At 66.6% G+C, this 17,526-nt stretch carries 17 protein-coding genes; 10 read left to right on the top strand and 7 right to left on the bottom strand.

The features are described from left to right. Nucleotides 1-2 precede the first annotated feature (2 nt). From ABIA65_RS14150 to ABIA65_RS14165, 4 genes are read left to right on the top strand one after another with little or no spacing between them, the layout of a single operon-like run. On the top strand, nucleotides 3-2,621 hold the full coding sequence (locus tag ABIA65_RS14150) for a hypothetical protein (protein WP_354523926.1): 2,619 nt from the start codon (nucleotides 3-5) through the stop codon (nucleotides 2,619-2,621). A 2-nt stretch (nucleotides 2,622-2,623) separates the two neighbouring features. Further along, a complete protein-coding gene (locus ABIA65_RS14155; protein ID WP_354523927.1) occupies nucleotides 2,624-4,570 on the top strand; it encodes a SaeA-related protein in 1,947 nt (648 codons plus the stop codon). Then, nucleotides 4,570-5,499 carry a hypothetical protein gene (locus ABIA65_RS14160; RefSeq protein ID WP_354523928.1) on the top strand — a complete coding sequence of 310 codons (930 nt, stop codon included), beginning with the start codon at nucleotides 4,570-4,572 and terminating at the stop codon, nucleotides 5,497-5,499. The genes ABIA65_RS14155 and ABIA65_RS14160 overlap by 1 nt, the downstream gene beginning before the upstream one ends. Continuing rightward, nucleotides 5,496-6,653, top strand: a complete 1,158-nt coding sequence (locus tag ABIA65_RS14165) for a TRAFAC clade GTPase domain-containing protein (RefSeq protein ID WP_354523929.1) — start codon at nucleotides 5,496-5,498, stop codon at nucleotides 6,651-6,653. Before ABIA65_RS14160 ends, ABIA65_RS14165 begins: the two co-directional genes overlap by 4 nt. A 16-nt stretch (nucleotides 6,654-6,669) precedes the next feature. On the opposite strand, the gene ABIA65_RS14170 is transcribed toward ABIA65_RS14165, so the two are convergent. The 4 genes from ABIA65_RS14170 to ABIA65_RS14185 all read right to left on the bottom strand — a co-directional run bounded on the left by ABIA65_RS14170 (nucleotide 6,670) and on the right by ABIA65_RS14185 (nucleotide 11,216). Next, nucleotides 6,670-7,056 (bottom strand): hypothetical protein, encoded by a 387-nt coding sequence (locus ABIA65_RS14170; RefSeq protein ID WP_354523930.1) that lies wholly within the window; start codon nucleotides 7,054-7,056, stop codon nucleotides 6,670-6,672. A 92-nt stretch (nucleotides 7,057-7,148) separates the two neighbouring features. Next, entirely contained in the window at nucleotides 7,149-9,383 is a 2,235-nt protein-coding gene (locus tag ABIA65_RS14175; RefSeq protein ID WP_354523931.1) for a molybdopterin-dependent oxidoreductase, read from the bottom strand. Next, nucleotides 9,380-9,943 carry a TetR/AcrR family transcriptional regulator gene (locus ABIA65_RS14180; RefSeq protein ID WP_354523932.1) on the bottom strand — a complete coding sequence of 188 codons (564 nt, stop codon included), beginning with the start codon at nucleotides 9,941-9,943 and terminating at the stop codon, nucleotides 9,380-9,382. Before ABIA65_RS14180 ends, ABIA65_RS14175 begins: the two co-directional genes overlap by 4 nt. 139 nt (nucleotides 9,944-10,082) lie before the next feature. Continuing rightward, on the bottom strand, nucleotides 10,083-11,216 hold the full coding sequence (locus tag ABIA65_RS14185) for a nitronate monooxygenase (RefSeq protein WP_241405228.1): 1,134 nt from the start codon (nucleotides 11,214-11,216) through the stop codon (nucleotides 10,083-10,085). Between the two features lie 195 nt (nucleotides 11,217-11,411). On the opposite strand from ABIA65_RS14185, the gene ABIA65_RS14190 reads away from it, so the two are divergent. Together ABIA65_RS14190 and ABIA65_RS14195 are read left to right on the top strand one after the other, a co-directional pair. After that, on the top strand, nucleotides 11,412-12,053 hold the full coding sequence (locus ABIA65_RS14190; protein ID WP_241405655.1) for a fatty-acid--CoA ligase: 642 nt from the start codon (nucleotides 11,412-11,414) through the stop codon (nucleotides 12,051-12,053). Beyond that, nucleotides 12,053-12,235 carry a (2Fe-2S)-binding protein gene (locus tag ABIA65_RS14195; protein ID WP_241405229.1) on the top strand — a complete coding sequence of 61 codons (183 nt, stop codon included), beginning with the start codon at nucleotides 12,053-12,055 and terminating at the stop codon, nucleotides 12,233-12,235. Before ABIA65_RS14190 ends, ABIA65_RS14195 begins: the two co-directional genes overlap by 1 nt. Here ABIA65_RS14195 and ABIA65_RS14200 read toward each other — a convergent pair. Next, on the bottom strand, nucleotides 12,195-12,932 hold the full coding sequence (locus tag ABIA65_RS14200) for an HAD family hydrolase (protein ID WP_354523933.1): 738 nt from the start codon (nucleotides 12,930-12,932) through the stop codon (nucleotides 12,195-12,197). The two genes, ABIA65_RS14195 and ABIA65_RS14200, sit on opposite strands and share 41 nt — an antisense overlap. 222 nt (nucleotides 12,933-13,154) lie before the next feature. On the opposite strand from ABIA65_RS14200, the gene ABIA65_RS14205 reads away from it, so the two are divergent. Next, nucleotides 13,155-13,547 (top strand): STAS domain-containing protein, encoded by a 393-nt coding sequence (locus ABIA65_RS14205; RefSeq protein WP_241405231.1) that lies wholly within the window; start codon nucleotides 13,155-13,157, stop codon nucleotides 13,545-13,547. A gap of 67 nt (nucleotides 13,548-13,614) precedes the next feature. Beyond that, a complete protein-coding gene (locus tag ABIA65_RS14210) occupies nucleotides 13,615-14,055 on the top strand; it encodes an ATP-binding protein (RefSeq protein ID WP_354523934.1) in 441 nt (146 codons plus the stop codon). Here the strand turns inward: ABIA65_RS14210 and ABIA65_RS14215 are convergent. Beyond that, nucleotides 14,052-15,128, bottom strand: a complete 1,077-nt coding sequence (locus ABIA65_RS14215; RefSeq protein ID WP_241405232.1) for an NAD(P)H-dependent amine dehydrogenase family protein — start codon at nucleotides 15,126-15,128, stop codon at nucleotides 14,052-14,054. The genes ABIA65_RS14210 and ABIA65_RS14215 overlap by 4 nt on opposite strands. 97 nt (nucleotides 15,129-15,225) lie before the next feature. On the opposite strand from ABIA65_RS14215, the gene ABIA65_RS14220 reads away from it, so the two are divergent. Beyond that, nucleotides 15,226-15,969: a glucose 1-dehydrogenase gene (locus tag ABIA65_RS14220; RefSeq protein ID WP_241405233.1), complete on the top strand. Its 744-nt coding sequence runs from the start codon at nucleotides 15,226-15,228 to the stop codon at nucleotides 15,967-15,969. Nucleotides 15,970-15,978: 9 nt separating this feature from the next. Here ABIA65_RS14220 and ABIA65_RS14225 read toward each other — a convergent pair whose 3' ends face one another. Beyond that, nucleotides 15,979-16,818, bottom strand: coding sequence for an alpha/beta fold hydrolase (locus ABIA65_RS14225; protein ID WP_354523935.1), 840 nt, complete (start codon nucleotides 16,816-16,818; stop codon nucleotides 15,979-15,981). A 59-nt stretch (nucleotides 16,819-16,877) separates the two neighbouring features. On the opposite strand from ABIA65_RS14225, the gene ABIA65_RS14230 reads away from it, so the two are divergent. After that, a complete protein-coding gene (locus tag ABIA65_RS14230; protein ID WP_241405235.1) occupies nucleotides 16,878-17,510 on the top strand; it encodes a TetR/AcrR family transcriptional regulator in 633 nt (210 codons plus the stop codon). The last annotated feature ends 16 nt before the right edge of the window (nucleotides 17,511-17,526 follow it).

The following is a 17,526-nucleotide window of genomic DNA, read 5'->3' on the forward strand; positions in this document are numbered from 1 at the left end:
CGATGACTGCTTCGGCCCGTCTCCCGGCGCTGATTGTCCTGCTCGCACCTCGAGCCTCCACCGAGGAGATTCTCGCCGTGCTCGCCGACTACAGCGCGGCCGGAATGCTGACCGCGTTCGCGTGGATCGATGCAAACGAGGTGGGCCGCAGCTCGGTCCCGACAACACTGGTGCGGGACGGGACTTCTGAGGTGGTCTCGCTGCAGCGGCTGCTGACCGGGAAGCGCTACGGCCGGGTCCGGCTCGCGGTGCTGGTGCCAGTGCAGGCGCATGCGATGGACCGAGTGCCACTCGCGGCCGAGCAGGCGGTGGAGCGGGTGGTGCGGAGCGCCTCGGTGGGCGCGGAGGTCACCCTGCTGCGGCTGTTGCTGACCGGCTCGGCCGACGCCGGGTCGGCTTATGAGGATCAACCGCTGGTGCTGGAGGGGTGGCACAACCTGCTGATCGTGCCGGAGGACGCCCCGTCGCCTGAATTGGGATCGGTGATCATCGACCCGCTTGACGATCCCTTTGAGCTGGCCCGCCATGTCGCCCCGGTGATCTGCGGGACCGCCGGGATGTGGACCGGCATCGAGGCCACTCCGTTCGACACCGTCGAGATCGTGCCCGGCCAGACCGTGCGCGCGGTGCGCGGCTTCTACCGCGAGCTCGACTCGGCCGAAGTGGAGGACCAGCTGCGCGCACAGCTTTTCGGCGGGGCCGGCCAGCTGCCGTTGCCCAACGGGGGGCCTGTACCGGTGGTCTACATCGACGACGCGGAGCTCGCCGCGCGGAAGATGGCGCGAGCGCTGTGGACCAAACGCCGCGACGTCCTGCGCGGACCTCGGATCCCGTTGGAAAGCCCAGCTCCACAGACGATTTCCATCTGGGAGGCGCTGAAGATGTTCTTGCGCTTTCTCGGTATGGCACTGCGCCGCGCGCCGTCGGCTTGGATGTCGTCGATGCTCGGATCGGTGTCTTCCGCGGTCGCCGCGACCGTGCAGAGCACGATGTTCGGGCGCACCGGCTCGGCGTTCGCGGTTGTCGCCGACACTCAAGTCGCCGGCTGGGAGCAGCTCGGCAGCAGCGCTGAGGCGATGAGCACCGAGCTGCTTGGTGGGGTAGAGGACGGCCACCGGGCCCGACGCGATCTGAGTTCGCTCTGGACCGACTTCATCAACGGCGCACTCACTTTGGCTGATGGCGGTCGCCGCGATGCCGGGCTCGAACCGGTGAGCGTCGGTGCCGGGGTAGGGGTGGTTCGCAGAAGCGCGGATGTGGTGCCCGGCGCCTCGGAGAGGTTCTCGGCGATCCCTGCGTCGCTAGCAGCGGTGATCGGAATGGACTCGGTGGAACCTGTCGACGTACTGGCCGCGACGGACCTGCGGGACCGGCTGGAACGTGCCTACGCCGACCAGGCCGCGGGAGTCGAGGCCCGCCACGCCGCTGCGGAGTTGGAGCGCTGGCAGGAGGTCGTCTCCAAGAGCTACGCATGGCAGACGGCAGCGATACTCGCCGACTTCATGGGCCGGGCTCGCGCAGAGGTGACCACGCTGGTGGAGCAGATCCGCGCCGCGTCCATCACCCAGTCGATCGACGAGCGGCTCCGGCGTCGGCAGCAAGCAATTGCCTTGGCTCTCAAGACCTTCGGCTGGGCGCTGTTCGTTGCGTTGGGGGTGATGGCGATTGCCGCCGCAGTCGGCTGGTTGAGCTGGTCGTTCACGTTGACGTGTGGCGGTGCGCTGATGGCGACATACGTGTTGGTGGCGTTGGCGATGTTCGTGGTGGCCCAGCGCGACATGTTTGCCGAGATGAACTCGCGCAAGTCTGCGCTCAGCCAGCTCGAGGCGATGCAGACCAATGTGCGTTCGGCGCTGGACGACCTGAGTCGACTGTCGATGGCATATGGGCAGCTGCTTTCGTGGTGCAGGGCTTCCGGTGCGTTCTTGCGTGCCCCCTTCGGCGCGGTCGTCCCTGCCACCGGCGCGCGCACGATGCTGATCCAGGGCCTGCCCCGCTCGACGCAGGTGGCGGTGGCGGCGCACGGCGACGATCACGGCGATACGACGCACCGAATCCAACAGCGGCTGTACCGGCTTGGCTGGCTGACGCGCCCGTGGGAGCAGCTGCTCGCCGCCGTGGCCGCTGACGTGCGGACCGGGCAGGCCGATGTGCTTGCCATGCCCGGGGCGGGCAGCGGTTCGGCGCTGGATCACTGGTCGCGTGCGCTCGCCAAGGGACAGGTGGCGCCCAGTGGGGCCGAAGTCCTTTGGCGTCGAGTGCAGCAGCTCTTCGATGACCCTGCCGTTGGCATCGGAGAGGGGTTGGTCGACACGGTCGTGCAAGCCGACGGCGCGCGGGTGTCGGCCGCCGAGTTCGGCGACGGGATGATCGAACGCCATACAGGACGGGGGGCTCCGTTCGACGCGTCGCTGTTCACTCACGCTGCACAAACTGCCAGCAGTTCCGCGGTGGCGATCGATGAGGGGATGGTGTTACGGCGCGGACTCGGGTACCGCGCTGCGGTGATCCAGGCCAGTGAGGGTTTGCCGTCCTACGACTTCGCCGTGTTCGCTCCGCCGCAGACGATGTCGTCTGTTGACAATGAATCGCCGCCCGGCTCTGGTGATCTGGTCTTCTAACGATGTCCGAGCCAAACGCGATCGAAAGCGATGACAACGATCCCCGCTTGGCGGGGCTGCTGGCATGGCGCCAACAGCTGATCGCGTCGGGCGCGGTGTCGGCGCAGGCCTTCAAAGAGGCACATGTGAGGATGGTGCTGCGGTCCGGCCGCACCGACGCCGAACAGATCCGGATGATGCTGCCCGACCCGGTGGGCGAGCACGCCGACGCGATGGCGCTAGTGCTCGCCGAGGTTCCCGGCGACGGTGCTCCGGTGCGCTCAGGCGAAATATCGTTTGCTCCAGAGGAATTCGCCCACTACACGCCCATCGGCCAGGGTGGCGCCCCAGCGCCGATCGCGCTGCGGCGCGGCGGCGACGGAACTCTCGAACTCTCGTGGCCAACGTACGAGGCGCCGTTCGTCGTGTATCGCGTGGTCAGCAGCGAGGAGGAGGCGCCGTACTCCCCGGATCGGGCACACATGGTGGCCGCCACCATCTCAGCGGAGACCGTGGACGAACGCGAGGCAGCCGCCGCCGTGCGTCACTACCAGGTATGGGTCAACGCGGGCACCACGCGCGAGGAGGCCCTTGCTGCACAACCACGTATGCACGCGACTGGACTGGTGGTGGCTGGCGTGTGCGGGATGGCGGTGCGGGATGACTTCGGTCGCGTGATCGGGCAGTGGACTGTCTTTCCCGGCGTACGGACGGTGCACGTCGAACGAATCCCGTTCGACGAGTCCGCCCTGGGTGGACCGCACTATCGCATTCTGGCGGGTGAGGAGAACCTCGGGGGATTCGTCGACGCCGAAGCCGAAGGCGGGCGCCGGTACATATATCGGGCCCGTTGCGAGGTGATCGTCGACGGAGTCGGCCGCCTCTCGGAGGCCACCGAGGCAGAGGTCGCCGTCACGACTCTGCTCATCCCTGTTGCCGACCTCTCGCTGACCGTGCGTGCCAGCGACCCGGTAACAGTCGACCTGGCGTGGACGCCACCACCCGGAGGACGGGTCGCGATATTCCGCACCGCAGTCGGCCCCCGAGCGGGCGCGGAAGCAGACGAGATGCCCGAGAGGGCGATGGAGCAGGCTGGCCTGCATCCCGAACACCGGCTGACGCACCCGGTCTCACAGGAGGTGGATGCGCACGCTCGCCCGCGGGCGGTGATAACCGGCGTGCCGTGGCCGCACGACTGGAGCCGCGCCTACTTCACCCCGGTGACGTTGGTGGGCGGGCGGGCCAGACTCGGCAAGACGGCGTCGATTGTGCGAACCGCGCCGATCCGCGATGTCGCGCTCATCGAGTACTGCAACAAGCAGGTGCTGACATTCGGATGGCCGGATGGCGCGGCGGCCGTCATCGTCCATCTGGCAGGAAAGGCGCACGATCCTCGCACCGGGCTGAGCGGTCGCTCCTACGAGATCACGCTGGAGGACTACGAGCGATACGGCGGCATGCAGTTCACCGGTGAGTTGCCTCCGGGCGGCTGCTCGCTGCACCTCGCCGCTGTCGCCTTCTCGGCGGGTCGGCGTGTCCTCGGAGATGTCACCAGCATCATCTACGACGGACTGCTACGGCTGTGGTATTCGGTGCAGATCGGACGGGACTCGGCAGGTTGGCCGATGACCGCTGCCCTGGCGGTGCGGGCCGAAGTGGACGTCAGGGGTTCACCGCCGTTCGTGCTCGTGCACAATCCTGACCGGATTCCACTGAGCGTCAACGATGGTCAGCCAGTCGATGTTGCCCCGGTGAACGAGCGGGGAGAGTACGTCTCACCGCCATCGAAGGAGATCCGATACTCGTCGATAACCGCGTACGGCTGCGGCGAACTGTGGGTGGGTGATGTCCGTTACCGCACGGGATGGATCCGGCTATTCGCCAATCTCGGCGACCCGAAGCGGCTGCGCCGGCTGGCGTTGCTCGATCCGCCGGTGTCGACGTTGCGACTGACAGGATCGCCGATCTGATGCCGATCTATGTGTTGGGCCCCCGCAACCGCTCCGTGGAGATTCCGGACCAGGCGCTGACAGTGTCGGTCAGCGGCTCTGTTCGGGGCGCCTCGCTGGTGATACGCGCGAGCGACGACCAGGTGACGATGCAACCCAATTCGCACCTGGCTGTGTTGCCGCGGGTGAGCGGACCGGTATCGGTCACCGTCGTCCCCGCCGCAGGGGCAAGCCTCTTCGCGCCGGGAACCCAAGTCAGCCTCGCCATCGGACACGACACCGCCACCGACCTCGACCCGGTGCAGGTGCTATTCGATCCTGTTGATGTGACCGGCGATTCGGCCGTGGAGCTGGCCAGGCTCATCCCGCACGGTGCTGGGGTCCTGGTCTCGGCCGCAGCGGGCGTGGACACCCCGATGAGTCCGTTGGGGTCAGCGGCACGCACGTCGGCGCGGAGAGTCCTTGACGGCAAGCGCCGCGCGGCTCGCGGCCCTGTGCTGGTGGCGCTGGACACGTCGGCCTCGATGCTGGCCACGTTCGCAGGCGGCGGGGCCGCTGCTGCCGTCGATGTCATCGTCGGTGTCGCCGCCGCCGTCGGGATCAACGACGTATCGGCGATATTCGTCGGTGCCGAACCCGTCCCGGTGATGTGTGGCACGGCCGCCCAGCTAGCCGCGGCGGTCAGCCATGCCACACCGCGATGGAGCGCAGGCGCGCGCTGGTCGCTCCTGCCACACACCAGCGGCCGCATTGTTGCGTGCACCGACTTTCCGACCCGAATCACAGTGCAGCGGTGCGTCGTTATGGCACTCACCGAGAGCCCACTACTCGACAAACGCTGCGTACGCATGTCACCCCCGCCCCCCGGGCTGCAGAGTGACATCGAGCTGCTCGCGAACTCGTCCGAGCTGGATAGGATCACATCGTCACTGGTGCGTGCGTTGCGATGAACAAGTGCCCGCGGTGCTTCTCCGATTTGCACGACGACCAGTACGCGTGGTCGGTGTCGCCGCTCGCCGGCGGGCAACGGTACATCGATCCAGTGGCCTCCGCATTCGCCGGCGCCGACTCTGAGTCCGGACCGATCTACAGCGTGACCAGACCCCCGGGCTTCCGCGGCCCGCTGCTGTCGGTCTCCGATGCCGCCGCGGCATTGGCGGCACCAGTGGTGGAGATTTGTCCGGTATGCCACTTCGTACTGCCCGACGGTTGGCGACAAGGCCATGCCATCTGCATCGCCATGGCCGGAACCCCGTCCACCGGCAAGAGCACCTACCTGGCGGTGTTGATCAGGCAGATGCAGATGCTGTGCGAAGGCCTCGGTGTCTCGATGGAGCCCGCCACCCGGGTCAGTGCCGACGCGTATGCGTTGAACTACGAGCAGCCGCTCTACGACCTGCGCGGCATGGTTCCGCCGACGCCGACGTTCCAGATCCAGGCACCCAACCAGCGCCTTCCATTGATATTCAGCTTTGGTATCCGAGATGGGGTACGACGATTTCTGGTCATCCGTGACATCGCCGGTGAGGACCTGGAGTCCGGTGACATGCAGTCACCGCAGTTCCGGTACTTCGCCAACGCCGACGCCGTGTTCTTCATGTTAGATCCGATACGGGTCAAGGACATTCGCGATCAGCTGCAGGATCTGCTGCCCGCCCAGTCCTACAGCGCAGGAGACCCCCGGGCGCTGCTGAGCAACGTACTGCTCGCCATCGGTGCGGGCCGGCCGAGGCTCGCGGTCGTCCTCTCGAAGTTCGACGCATTGCGAGCGCTCGGCGAGGTGGAGGGATCGGAGTGGAGCCAGATCATGTCGAATGCCGGCGCCGCGTACCTGCGAGAGAACTCGGCGGCCACCCACTACGACGACAACGACGGAGAGCTGTTGCACGAGGAGGTGCGCAGCCTGCTACTCCGACTGCATGCGAGGTCGATCGTCACCGCGATCGAAAGCCATTCCGCTGCGATGCAATTGACGTACCGCTACTTTGTCGTCTCGGCGCTGGGGCAGCCGCACGCGGGTGACCGGGTGAGTTCTCGGGGTATCACGCCCTTTCGCTGTACCGATCCGCTGCGATGGATAACGTCATCGGTCGGCGTGTTGTAGGCATCTGTGCAAGGCGTCACGGCCAGATGTCGGGATGCAGCGATTCTCCCTCGCGCGCGCGTCGCGGCTCGAGCCGACTGTCGTCGCCCGGTGCCTCGTGCATGGCATGTTCGGGCGGCCAGATGTCCGGATGCAACTGCACTACGTCATCCGTGGGTTCCGGTGCAGTGCTGGGGGCCTCATTGTCCGGCGGAGTGACGTCCAACCGGGGCGACGGTGCGATCTCCACATCCTGTTGGGCATCCTCTCTCTCGTAGTGACGCAGTCCGTCGACGAGAAGCAGCACGAGGCCAACTGCGCTGACCCAGATGGCGATCCACCCCGAGACAATGCTTCCGAACACGATGGCTACAACCAGCGCCAGCAGCGCGATGACGGCGATACCGAACACGATGAACACCATCGGGCACCCCCTCCGCTGTGCGGAACCGCAGAACTCCATTGTGTTCACGCGACGGTTCTGACACAACCCGCGCGATGGTGCCCTGACGTCGGTCAGCGCGCGGTGGCGGCTTCGATCCTGGCTGGCACGTGCTTGTGCCATGGTGTCCCGGCGTACGCGTCACGCCAACCCGTTGACGTCAGAGCGTTCGGCGCGACACCCGGCGTGTGTGAGTGCCCCTCTGCGTCAACGTGGTCCAAGCCGTAGCCGTTGGGCAGCGACACGTGGCCCGGCAACATCACGTCGGTCACCTCAACGGTGGCCACCGCTGAACCCCCAGCGGTGGTGACTCGCGCCCGACCGCCGTCGACCAGGCCCAACATGGCAGCGTCGGTGCTGCTGATCCGTAGCGCCCCGTCGGTGTCGCGCTTGCGCCAGGACGGGTCCCGCAGGATGTCGTTGGCGGTGTAGGCGCGGCGCTCGCCGGCCGAGAGGACCATCGGGAACTCGCCCGTGGTCAGGACCGACGCCGCGGTACGAAGCGCCGCGACCTCGGCCAACATATCGGGCATCTCGAGCGCGATACGGCGATCGGCGTGCGTGATCAACGCGAAGTCGTCCTCATACTCGTGCTCGGTGAACATCACGCCGGAACGACTCTTCAGAATGGCCTCGAACAGCGCGTTACCGTCGGCATGCCCGGCGCGCTGCACCGCGGCGGGGTACGTCATCGCCGCCTTCTGGGCTAGTCCCCACAGCGCCGCCGCTCCCGCAAGCCCGTCGGGAAGGCTCGGCCCCAGCGTCTCGTAGAGCACGAACGGAAGCACCCGACCCAGTGCCGGGTTGCCGCTGACCGCGACGAGGAAGGCCTCGGTGTACGCCTCCAGACCGCGCTCGGCAGCGGCGCGCAGCGGTCGGAGCTCCTCGTCGCTGACGACGCCGAGGGCACGGACCAGCCGGGCCCAGATCTCCGGCTCGGCGAGGGTTCCCGGTAACGGGTCAAGCACGGGGTGCCGGAGGTGGAAGGTGTTGTGCGGGAACTCGAGATTGAAGAATGTCGCCTCGGGCTTCTCGAACTGGCTCGCCGCGGGAAGGACGTAGTCGGCGAGGCGCGCCGTCTCGGTCATCGCGACATCGATGACCACCAATAGCTCCAGCGATTGCAGCGCTTCACGCACGGCCGCCGAATCTGCCACCGAATGGGCCGGATTGCTGCTCTCGACGATCATCGCGCGGAAACGGTCCGGGTGGTCCGTGAGGATCTCCTGCGGCACAACATTGCTCGGGACCAGTCCCGCGATGATGGGCGCCCCCGTGACGGGTGTTCGTCCGACACCTCCGCTGCTGAACAGCGGCGCGAACGACGAGTGGAGGTGCTGTCCACCGCGTTTGGCGAAGTTCCCGGTGAGGATCCACAGCATCTTGTTGAGGTAGGAGCACACCGTGCTGTTGGGCGCCTGCTGGATGCCCAGATCCTCGAACACCGACACGCTGGCGGCGGCGGCGATCCGGCGGGCGGCGGCCCGAATCAACTCCTCCTCGACACCGCACTCCCGCGCGTAGTCCGCGATGGACACCTCACGCAGCACGGCGCGCACGGCATCCGCGCCCGTCACGTGCGCGTCCAGGAACGCCTCATCGCACAGGTTCTCGGTCACCAGCACCGCGGCGAGGGCGGCAAGACACCACGCGTCGGTGCCGGGCCGCACACGCAGGTGGAAGTCCGCCAGCTTCGCCGTGTCGGTGATGACCGGGTCGATGACAATCATGGACCGGCGCGGGTCCTTCGCGATCTCGTTGAGCACCACCCTCGCGCGGGGGAAGCTCTGCGACATCCAGGGGTTCTTGCCGACGAAGACCGACACCTCGGCATGCTCGAACTCACCCCGCGTGTGCCCACCGTAGAGGTGAGAGTCCACGAGGAACTCGCCAGTCTTCTCCTGGGCCAACGCATTCGAGCGGTAGCGGGATCCGATCGCCTTGAGGAACGCGCCGCTGTAAGCACCGCCGAGGTGGTTACCCTGACCGCCGCCGCCGTAATAGAAGATCTTGTCGCCGCCGTGCTCATCGCGGATTCTACTGAACCCCGCGGCGATCTCGGCGATCGCTGTGTCCCAGTCGATCTCCTCATATGTGCCGTCATCGCGACGACGCAGCGGCGACGTCAGACGGTTGCGGTTGTTCTGGTAGTGGTCGATCCGCAACGCCTTGTTGCAGGTGTAACCCTGCGACGCGGGATGGTCCTTGTCGCCGCGAATCTTGGCGATGGAGCGGTCCTCAATCTGAACGATGATTCCGCAGTTGCACTCACACAGGATGCAGGCGGTCGGCTGCCAGTCAGTGGTCATGGTCGGGACTCCTTGAACTCTGCCGCCACTGTGGCGCGCAGGTGCCGATGGACGATCTCGAGGGGTTTGACGTCACGAGTGGAGCGGGCGACGACGATTGCGCCCTCGATCGATGACATGAACAGCATCGCGAGCTCGTCGGCGCGGTCCGTCGCGACACCGTCGTGTGTCAGCCGGTCGGCGATCAGGCCCGTCCACCGGGTGAACGCGGCTGCGGCGCGCTCGATGACCTCGGGGTTGTCTGCTTCCACCGCGACGGCGACGACGGGGCAGCCGGCCCGGTAGTCGGACTCCACCAGCTGCGTCCGGAACCCGTCAACGATGTGGTCGATCGCCTCGAGACTACTTGCGGCACTCGCGATTCGGTTTGACGTGAAGTCTGCGGCGTAGTCGACGGCCTCGCACAGCAGCTGCGTTCGGCCACCGGGGAAGTAGTGGTAGGCCGACCCGCGGGGCGCGCCGCTGTGTTCGAGAACATTGGCGATCGCCGTCGAGTGAGCGCCGCGTTCGCGGATCAGCAGCGCTGTCGAGATGACCATCCGTTCGCGGGGCGTGACCACGTCGAGAATCCCTTCACCGGTCGACTATGTATGTCACCTTACATAATCGACGGTCGAATGGCGCCCCAAAGCGACGAAATGGCTGCGTGAACCGAGGTTCACGCAGCCATTTCGTGGGTCTCGACTGCGGGGGAGCGGGCTAGGTGCTGGCTGCCTCGTTGAGGTCGTTCAGTGTGGTCGTCGCCTCGAGGTACTCCTGTACCCATCGCTCGATCACGGCGGAGGTCTTCTCGACCTTATGGAATTGACCGACGACCTGGCCAACCGGGTTGAACGCGACGTCGACCGTCTCGTCGGGGTACTTGTGCGTCGCGGAGACGGCGAGCCCGGAGACCATGAACTGAAGCGGCATGCCGAGCGGCTTCGGGTTGTCCGGGTTCTCCCAGGCGTCGGTCCAGTCATTGCGCAGCATGCGGGCCGGCTTGCCGGTGAACGAGCGGCTGCGCACGGTGTCGCGACTGCCGGCCTTGATGTACGCGGCCTGCTGCGCCTGGGTGTTCTCGGCCTCCTCCACCATGAGCCACTGCGAACCCGTCCACGCGCCCTGGGCGCCGAGTGCCAAAGCCGCGGCAATCTGCTGTCCGCTGCCGATACCACCCGCGGCGAGCACCGGAATGGGGGCGACCTCCTTGACCACCTGGGGCCACAGCACGATGGAGCCGACCTCGCCTGCGTGCCCGCCGGCCTCGCCACCTTGGGCGATGATGATGTCGACGCCCGCGTCGGCGTGCTTGCGCGCCTGGCTCGGCGACCCGCACAGCGCGGCGACCTTGCGGCCCTCAGCGTGGATGTGCTCGATCATGTCGACGGGGGGAGTGCCGAGTGCGTTGGCGATCAGCGTCATCTTGGGGTGCTTGAGGGCGATCTCGACCTGCGGGGTGGCCGTCGCCTCGGTCCAGCCGAGCAGGCGCAACGTGCTCTCGTTGTCCTCCGCGGTGAGCGGCACACCGTGATCGAGGAGGATCTTCTTGGCGAAGTCGAGGTGCTCCTGGGGCACCATGTCCGCGAGCATCTTGCCCAACTCGTCGGCGGACAGGTTCGAGTCCATGCCCTCGTACTTGTTGGGGACGACGATATCGACGCCGTAGTTGTGGTCACCGATGTGCTCATCGATCCAGTTCAGCTCGATCTCGAGCTGCTCGGGGGTGAAGCCGACCGCGCCGAGCACGCCGAAGCCGCCGGCCTTGCTGACGGCTACCACGACGTCACGGCAGTGCGTGAAGGCGAAAATCGGAAACTCGATGCCGAGTTGATCGCAGAGGGAAGTATGCATGCCAGCTCCTAGGTGGGGCGTCAGCGACGGGAAAAGTGAAACGTGTTCTAGTTTAGTAGACCACGTGCGACTCGGGAACAGATGACGCCGTCCCGCCGGTGAGTGTCGACACTCGACACCGGCAGGTAAGCCCACTACCGTTTTTGCGATCGTCGCTAGCCAGATGATCGTGTCGCCGAAGGAATGCAGGCCGTGATGCATTGGCTCAACCACTCGCTCGTTGTCTCCTCGGACTACCGCATCCCCGACCCTGACCGGGTGGCGCCGCTTCTCGAGCGACGGCAGGACATGCTCGCCGAACTGGGCGCACACCACGTGCTGGTGTACACGTCGACCAGCGACCCGGAGCGGGTGATGGTGATCATGGCCATCCACACGCGTGACACCGTGCTCGAACTCCTGCGGTCACGGGTGTTCTTCGACTGGTTCGACGCCGTCGGAGTCGAGGACATTCCGGCGCTGTTCGCGGGTGAGGTGGTCGACAGCGTCGACCTGGTCGGCGAGACCAACCCCTCCGCGCCGGAGACCATGGTTTCGGTTGTCACGCCCATCGAGGACATCACCGCGCTGATCGCGCACATTCACGCCACGCTCGATGACCTGCGGGCGGCCGGAGTGCGAAATCTCTTGGTGTTCAGCGCCTTTGACAACCCTCATGAAGCCATGATGGTGTTCCGGATCGACGATGAGAGCCATGCCCGACACTGGCTGCGCGACACCGACCTGTCCTCGGAGTGGTTGGGCAAGGCCGGCATCGGGGCTTACCCACCGGTGTTCGTCGGCAGGTTGCGGCGGGTACTGCAGATCGCCGAGCGGGACTCAACGGGCGGGTCCTGATGTATGTGTGCCTGTGCGCGGGCATCACCAACCAAGCCGTCGCCGACGCCGTGTGCGCAGGCGCACGGACGTCCAAGGACATAGCCGATGCGTGCGGCGCCGGTTCGGAGTGCGGCAGGTGCCGGCGCACCGTGCGCGCGATCATCGACGCCCAAACAGCCGCCGACCGCCCCGCCCGGTGAGGTTCAGTACCGGCCAACCGAGCCTGCCCGCCTCGGCGGCCAGCCCGGACCGGGGGTTGACCGGCCGGGGCAGACCCACCTCGCGCATCAGCGCAATGTCCTCATCGCCGTCGGCGTAGAAGTAGCTCCGCTGCAGGGTCACGTCGTTGTCCGCGCAGAAGTGACGCACAGCCGAGGCCTTGCGTGCGCCCCACACGATGGGCGCCACGATCCCGCCGGTCAGCAGGCCCCGGTCGTCGACGGCGAACTGGTTGCAGATGACGTGCTCGATGCCCAGGTGGCGGGCGACGGGCTCGACATGCATGGTGAGCGCGGACGAACTGAGCGCCACCGTGTGGCCGCGCTCCTGGTGGGCGGCAACGATGTCCCGCATCACATCGAAGACTCGGTCCTCGATGTGACTCCGGAACAGGTACTCGCCGGTTTCCGCGAGCTCGTCGGCCGACTCTCCGCGCAGATATCCCGCTGCACGAACGATGAGCCGCTCGAACTCCATGCGTCCGAGCCGGTACCGCAGGGCCGCCTCGATCACCCCGAGCATCTCGCCGATTCCGGCCTGACGTCTGCGGATGCGGTGCCCGGCGTGCACGGTCGCGGTGAATCCGGGCACCAACGTACCGTCGAGGTCGAAGAACGCTCCGACCGCGGCATCTGATGGGCTCGCCGCGATCTGCGACAGGTGTTCTTGCGGGGTCATCTCCTCCATTGGAGCATCGAGGCCCGACGTTCGCCGCCGCGACCGTGGCCGAACCGTGGCCGATGAGTGTCGTTTGGCGGCCGATCAACGCTTTGGCGCCTCCATCGGCTAGGTTCGAGACCGGCAGTTTTTGTTCTTGCCAGGTTCAGCCTGAAGCCTCGCGAGCATGAAAGTGGTGCCGATATCGCAGCCAGCGGTGCGGCCGAAAAGGAAAGTTGGGCATTGGACGAACAACGCGAAGCAGCGGCCGCGGAAGCGACCTCCTCGTCGGCATCGACGTGTGAGGTCAGCGAGCGGCGTGTTGGTGAGGTGGCCGTGGTCGCCCCCGCAGGTGTGGTCGACATGCTGACCGCCCCGCAACTCGAGGCGGCGATCCGTGCGGCCGTGGCGACGAAGCCGACGGCACTGGTCGTAGACCTGACCGCGGTCGAGTTCCTGGCCTCAGCAGGTATGGGTGTGATCGTCGCGACTCATGACGAGGTCGGTTCGACCACCAACTTCTGTGTCGTCGCCGAGGGTCCGGCCACCAGCCGACCCCTCAAACTGGTGGGAATCGCGGATATCGTGCCGCTGTACGCCACGCTCGATGAGGCACTCGCCGCACTGCAGTCATAAATCCAGCTGCGCGACACGCTTACAGCGCACGCCAATCGGGTAGGCAACCGCTGCCATGATCTATTCAATGCCCATCACCGACGTCGCAGACGCTGAGCGCTTCGAGCGGATCGGCGTCATCGCGGACGCACGCGCGGCCACTCAGACGCGACGTGCGTTCGCCTCCTGGCTGGGACACTTCTTCGATCTCGATGCCGCGCGGTTCAACGATCTCGTCCTGGCCGTCTATGAGGCGCTCGCCAACAGTGCCGAATTCGCGTACGTGGGCACGGACGGCGCGGGCACCATGGACATCCAGGCGCGCTACGACCCGGCGAAGTTCAAGCTGGTCGTCACCGTGTCCGACCACGGCGCGTGGCGCAGTACGCAATCACCTCGAAGTCTCAGTCGCGGGCGGGGCCTTCCGCTGATCGCGGCGCTATCGGACCACGCGTCGATCGATACCACCGACGAGGGCACCCGCGTCCACATGGAGTGGAGCGACGTGGGTCTCCGCGCCGCCAGCTAGGCGCCCGAGTAGACACCCCTGCCGGTGACCAGCGGCAGATCCAGGGTGGTGCGGATACCGGGTGCGGCGGCGATGACGTCCGGAATCGCGTTCACGATCCGTCCCGCAGCAGCAAGGATCGCCGCGTAGTTGTGGTCGCCGTTGCGACTGGTTGGGCAGACGTCCACCACGTACGACGGTTCGCCGACGATCTCGACGCGGTAGGAGCCACCCTCCTGCGCCGGCTGGGCCCAGTCGGGGCGGAGGTCACCGCGCAGGCGGGTCACGTGCTCCACCACGATCACCGGCTCACCCTTGACCAGCCCCTCGATCTGAAAGCGCAGCGCCGCGACCGTTCCCTTGGCGATCCGCCCCACGGCGACGTCGAGGTCCTCGGGCGCGGGTTCCTGTTCCACGGAGTCCCGAATCTCGTCGACCTCGACGCCGAGGCCCGCCGCGAGCGCCCGGATGGCCGTGCCCCAGGCGATGCTGAGCACACCAGGCTGGAACAGCATCGGGAAGTCACCGATCTGATTGCCGAAGCCCATGACGTCGAACATCACCGTCGCACCGTCGTAGGTGGCGTAGTCGGCGATCTCCATGGTGCGGATCTGCTGGATGCTCTGGCACGTGCCGGCCAGCGCAAAGGGCACCAGGTCGGTCATGAAGCCGGGGTCGACGCCGGTGATGAACACACTCGAATCGCCTTGTCGTGCAGACGCCTCGACGCGTTCGATGTACTTGTCCGGGATGACCTGCCACGGGTACTGGAGGACGCCGGGAGCCGAGCCGACGACGTCGATACCCGCCTCGAGAAAACACCTGATGTCGGCCATGGCCGCGGGCAGGCGGACATCGCCCATGGCGCAGTACACGACGCAGTCGGGTTTGGCCGCCACGATGGCGTCGAGGTCGTTGACGGCGCGTACGCCGGTGGAGATCTCGAGGCCCGCGAGATCGCCCGCGTCCTTGCCCACCTTCGCCTCAGACGACACCCAGACGCCCGTCAGCTCGAAGCGGGAATCGGTCACCAATTGCCGTAACGCGAGGCTGCCACAATTGCCGGTGCCGATGAGTGCGACGCGGATCGCCATACGTTGCCTCCTCCTAGGGATGAAACGCAGTATGCGTGCTGAGCCACTGAATTGGAACAGGTTCTAGTCTCGATTCCGTACGGTAGCCTGACGCCCCATGGGACGGGTAGACGGAAAAGTCGTACTGATCAGCGGTGGCGCACGCGGTATGGGCGAGGCTCACGCCCGAATGCTGGTGGCCGAGGGAGCGAAGGTCGTCATTGGCGACATCCTCGATGAGCCGGGCCAGGCGCTGGCCGACGATCTCGGTGACGCCGCCCGCTATGTCCACCTCGACGTCACCGACGCCGAGCAGTGGGACGCCGCGGTCAAGGTTGCCGTCGACGCGTTCGGTGGTCTGACCGCGCTGGTCAACAACGCCGGAATCGTCGCGTTGGGCAAGATCGGCAAGTTCGACATGGCCAAGTGGCAGAACGTGATCGACGTCAACCTCACCGGCACGATGCTTGGCATGCAGGCCGTCGTCGAGCAGCTCAAGGCAGCTGGCCACGGCTCGATCATCAACGTGTCCTCGATTGAGGGCCTGCGTGGCGCGCCGATGGTGCATCCCTACGTGGCGTCCAAGTGGGCCGTGCGCGGCCTGAGCAAGTCCGCGGCGATCGAGCTCGGACCTGACAACATCCGGGTGAACTCGATCCACCCCGGCTTCATTCGGACGCCGATGACCAAGCACTTTCCCGACGATATGGTCACCGCGCCGCTGCGCCGCCCCGGGCGCTCAGAGGAGGTCGCCACGTTCGTGGTGTTCCTGGTCAGTGACGAGTCGTCGTTCTCCACCGGCGCCGAGTTCGTGATGGACGGCGGCCTCGTCACCGACGTACCGCACCGGGACCTCCTCTAGCGAAACCCGCTAACGCGCTGCCCCGACGGTGGTGATCGCATTCACCACCGTCGTCGGCGCGTCCAGCGCGACGAAGGTGCGTGCGCCCGGCACCTCGACCATCGTCACGTTCGGGAAGAGCGCCGCGAGCCGCCGGCCGAGCGCGGGTGTGAAGCTGCGGTCCGCTTGACCCCAGACCACGCTCACGGGCTTGTCGAACCGGTGCAGCCGGGTGGCGACGTCGGTGAGATCCGTTGCGCGGACGCCTCGTAGCAGGGTGGCGAGGTTCTGCGCGATGCGACGGTCGGAGACGCACGGCCTGATCCAGGCCGCGGTGAGGTCGTCGTTGCGTTCCAGCAGCAGGCCATAGCCCAGCGGTGAGTGGCGCAGCGCCGGAATCCGCATGGGGCCGGCGAGCGCCTTGATCGACCGAGGCCCGCGCATCGTCGCGAAGACGACGTTGAACGGGAACGGCGGGAACTTGTCGAAGGCGTCGCAGTTGGTCAGGACCAGTCTTCCGATGCGGTCCGGGTGAGCGTCGATCAGCAACTGGCAGAGCCCGCCACCGGTGTCGTTGCCAACCAGGGTGACGTCATCGAGGTCCAGCGCGACGATGAAGTCGTGCACCAGTTCGGCCACCGCCGCGGGAGTGCGTAGTACCTCGTCATCGACCGGGACGGTGTGCGAGCCGAGCGGCAGGTCGGGCAGGAAGCAGCGATATCCGTTGCGCGCCAAATCTTCTGCCACCCGGGTCCACAGCCGATGGTCGACGAGGATGCCGTGCACGAACACCACCGGCGGATGAGGGGAGTCCGAAGGGCCCAACACGCGGTACTCGATTGTCGCGCCCTGCACTGTCACTTGCGACATCTCAGCTACCCTTCTCTCAAACTTACGAACACTTCGTATGAAAGTTACGTGCACACTGTATGAAAGTCAACGGCCAGCAGACTGCCCCCTCGGCACCGCGTCGCACACAGGCTCAGCGCACCGCCGCGACGCGGGCCCTGCTGTTGGCGGCTGGCCGCGAACTCTTCGCCACGCAGGGTTACGCCGCGGTCTCCACGCAGGCCATCGTCGATGCCGCGGGCGTGACGCGCGGGGCGCTGTATCACCAGTTCGGGGACAAAACGGGTTTGTTCTCCGAGGTCTACGAGCAGGTCGAACAGGACATCGTCGCGGCAATCTCGGCGCGGATCGCCGCCGCGGGTCCCACCGACCAACTCGAGGCCATGCGCGTGGGGGCGCGACTGTTCCTGGAGGAGTGCTCGGCCCCCGGTGTGCAACGCATCGTCCTGATCGATGCGCCGTCGGTGCTCGGCTGGCAGCGGTGGCGCGAGGTGGGGGAGAAGTACGGCCTCGGTGTGATCGAGGCGATGCTGGCCCAGGCCATCTCCGACGGGGTCATCCCCGAACAGCCGCTGCGCCCCACCGCGCACGTGCTGCTGGGGGCGCTGGACGAGGCGGCGCTGTTCGTCGCGCGCGCCGATGACGCCGATGCGGCGCTGCGCCAGATGTACTCGGTGTGCGACCGGATGATCAGCGGGATCGCAGGCACCTGACGCGCCGCCGCGCATC

Origin of the sequence: Mycolicibacterium sp. 624 (genome assembly GCF_040548615.1) — a bacterium.
Classification (GTDB): domain Bacteria; phylum Actinomycetota; class Actinomycetes; order Mycobacteriales; family Mycobacteriaceae; genus Mycobacterium.